The organism is Algibacter sp. (genome assembly GCF_049667265.1).
In the GTDB taxonomy this organism is placed as follows: Bacteria; Bacteroidota; Bacteroidia; order Flavobacteriales; family Flavobacteriaceae; genus Algibacter_B.
This window is the reverse complement of record NZ_JBATHX010000339.1, coordinates 1-2,214: the sequence shown is the minus strand read 5'-3', so window position 1 is coordinate 2,214 and position 2,214 is coordinate 1. Positions and strand designations below refer to the sequence as shown.

Genomic DNA, 2,214 nt, shown 5'->3' with positions numbered 1-2,214 from the left:
GCAACTGGAGCTGGCGATGCATTTTGGTCTGGGTTTTTATTCTCTCACATTAAAAATAAAACAGTTGAAAAATGTTAAGAAGTAGCTTTGCAATTGGCTGCTTTAAAGCTTCAAAATGTCGGTAGGCTACCAGATAACATAAACATATTATCAGAACTTCTATAAAATTTTAAATAATGCCAAAAGATTCTATTATTCGCAACGGTGTTATGCTTAATGCATATCCCGATAGCATTGGAGCAAATTTAAGTGACATGGTTACCATGTTACAAATGCCTCAATTCAAAGATGTTTTCTCGTTGTTTTATGTATTACCAACATTTTTCAATAGCGATTTAGATAGAGGTTTTTCTGTTATAGACTACAATCTAAATGAAGACTTAGTATCTCAAGAAGATTTAAAGGCTCTTGATGAGCTCAACATACAGTTGAAGTTTGATATTGTTTTAAATCACTTGTCTGTAGCATCTCCTCAGTTTAAAGATTTATTAAAGCACGGAGACAAATCAAAGTATAAAGATTTTTTTATTAATTGGAATACCTTTTGGGAAGGAAATGGAACTATGGGTAATGATGGTGTAATCATTCCTGAAGAAGAATTTCTTAGCAAATTATTTATGAGAAAATCAGGACTTCCAATTTTAAAAGTTCCTTTTCCTGACGGGACTGAAAAACCGTATTGGAATACCTTTTATCAAAAAGTAAATGCCGATAAAAGTTTTTTAGGGCAAATGGACGTAAATGCAAAATCAGAATTGGTTTGGGATTTTTATGAGGAAACCTTGCAAAAAGTAAACGATTTTGGTTGTTCAATTTTAAGATTAGATGCTTTTGCCTATTTGCACAAAGAGATTGGGCAGTCCAATTTTTTCAATAAACCCGGTACTTGGCAGTATTTAAAACGTATAAGGCAAATTGCAGATAAAAATGATTTAACGTTGTTGCCAGAGATTCATGCAGAATACGGTTTGCATTTACATGATGAAGTAGCAAACGAAGGCTATCAAATTTACGATTTCTTCTTGCCAGGATTAACTATTCATACACTTGAAACAGGTAATAATAAGGCAATTTTAACCTGGGCAAAAGAAATTATTTGTAAAGGCTACAAAACGGTAAATATGCTTGGTTGCCATGATGGAATACCTGTTTTAGACTTAAAAGGAAAAGAAGTTAATGGCGTTTACAACAAAGGTTTATTAGAAGATAATGAGATAGAAACCATAATGAGCACGATTATGGAAAGAGGAGGTCGAGTAAAAAATCTTTATGGCCCTTCAGGAAAAAAAATCTCTTACTATCAAGTGAATGCAACATTCTTTAGTGCTTTAGGAGAAAATGAACAAAAACTATTGTTAGCTAGAGCCATTCAGATGTTTATGCCAGGGATTCCTCAGGTTTGGTATTTAGATATTTTTGCCGGTAAAAACAATTATGAAGCTGCCGATAAAGGTGGTAGTGGTGGCCACAAAGAAATTAACCGAACTACATTATCTGTGAACGATATTGAAAAAGGAGTAATGACGGATGTTGTAACGGGTCAACTTGAAATTATGCGCTTAAGAAATACGTCAAAAGCATTTGACGGCGAAATAAAAATCAATGATGCTTCTAAAAATGAAATTGATATTTTATGGAAAAACGGCAATGTTTTTGCACATTTAAAAGCAAACCTCAAGACTTATAGATTCTCAATTAATTATACAGAATCTGGTATCAATAAAGTGAAGGTCTTTTAATAACCATAACCACATTTTGGTCTTTTATATTTAAACTTTAATATTTAAGTCTTATTCATTCCACACACATTACGCTTCCCTCCTACGTCGTCGCATAAAAAGTGTTCCATTAACATCGTAGAAGAAACTTTTGAGAATAAATTTTTTCAAGAAACTGTAGTAACAACTTTCGCTTTTAACCAAAGCTCAAGTTACATAACGCAGAACATTATAGAACAAATGTTATCATTGGTATTTTATGAGAGAAGTCCATTTGATAGCTATAATGTAGTATTATGTAAAATATCCCAGAAGCATTTGTTTTCATTAGATTAATTGGAACTTGGGTCATTAAACTAATAAGCGGTTTGCTTCGCAGCGTTTATAAAACATTTGTATCTATAATTAGCCGTTATGTAAAATAGCCGCTACCAAGCGCTCGATTGTTTTATAAAATCAAATTGCTCTGGCAATTTATTTTACACACAATTATCCA

General features: G+C 32.5%; 1 protein-coding gene. It reads left to right on the top strand.

Going from position 1 to position 2,214, the window contains the following annotated elements; translation table 11 throughout:
* Positions 1–176 precede the first annotated feature (176 nt).
* Entirely contained in the window at positions 177–1,739 is a 1,563-nt protein-coding gene (gene gtfA, locus WBN21_RS11965) for a sucrose phosphorylase (protein WP_424200582.1), read from the top strand.
* The last annotated feature ends 475 nt before the right edge of the window (positions 1,740–2,214 follow it).

What these genes read in the sequence shown, in the direction of transcription:
- gtfA (WP_424200582.1), top strand. Translation starts at nt 177, where the DNA reads ATGCCAAAAGATTCTATTATTCGCAACGGTGTTATGCTTAATGCATAT.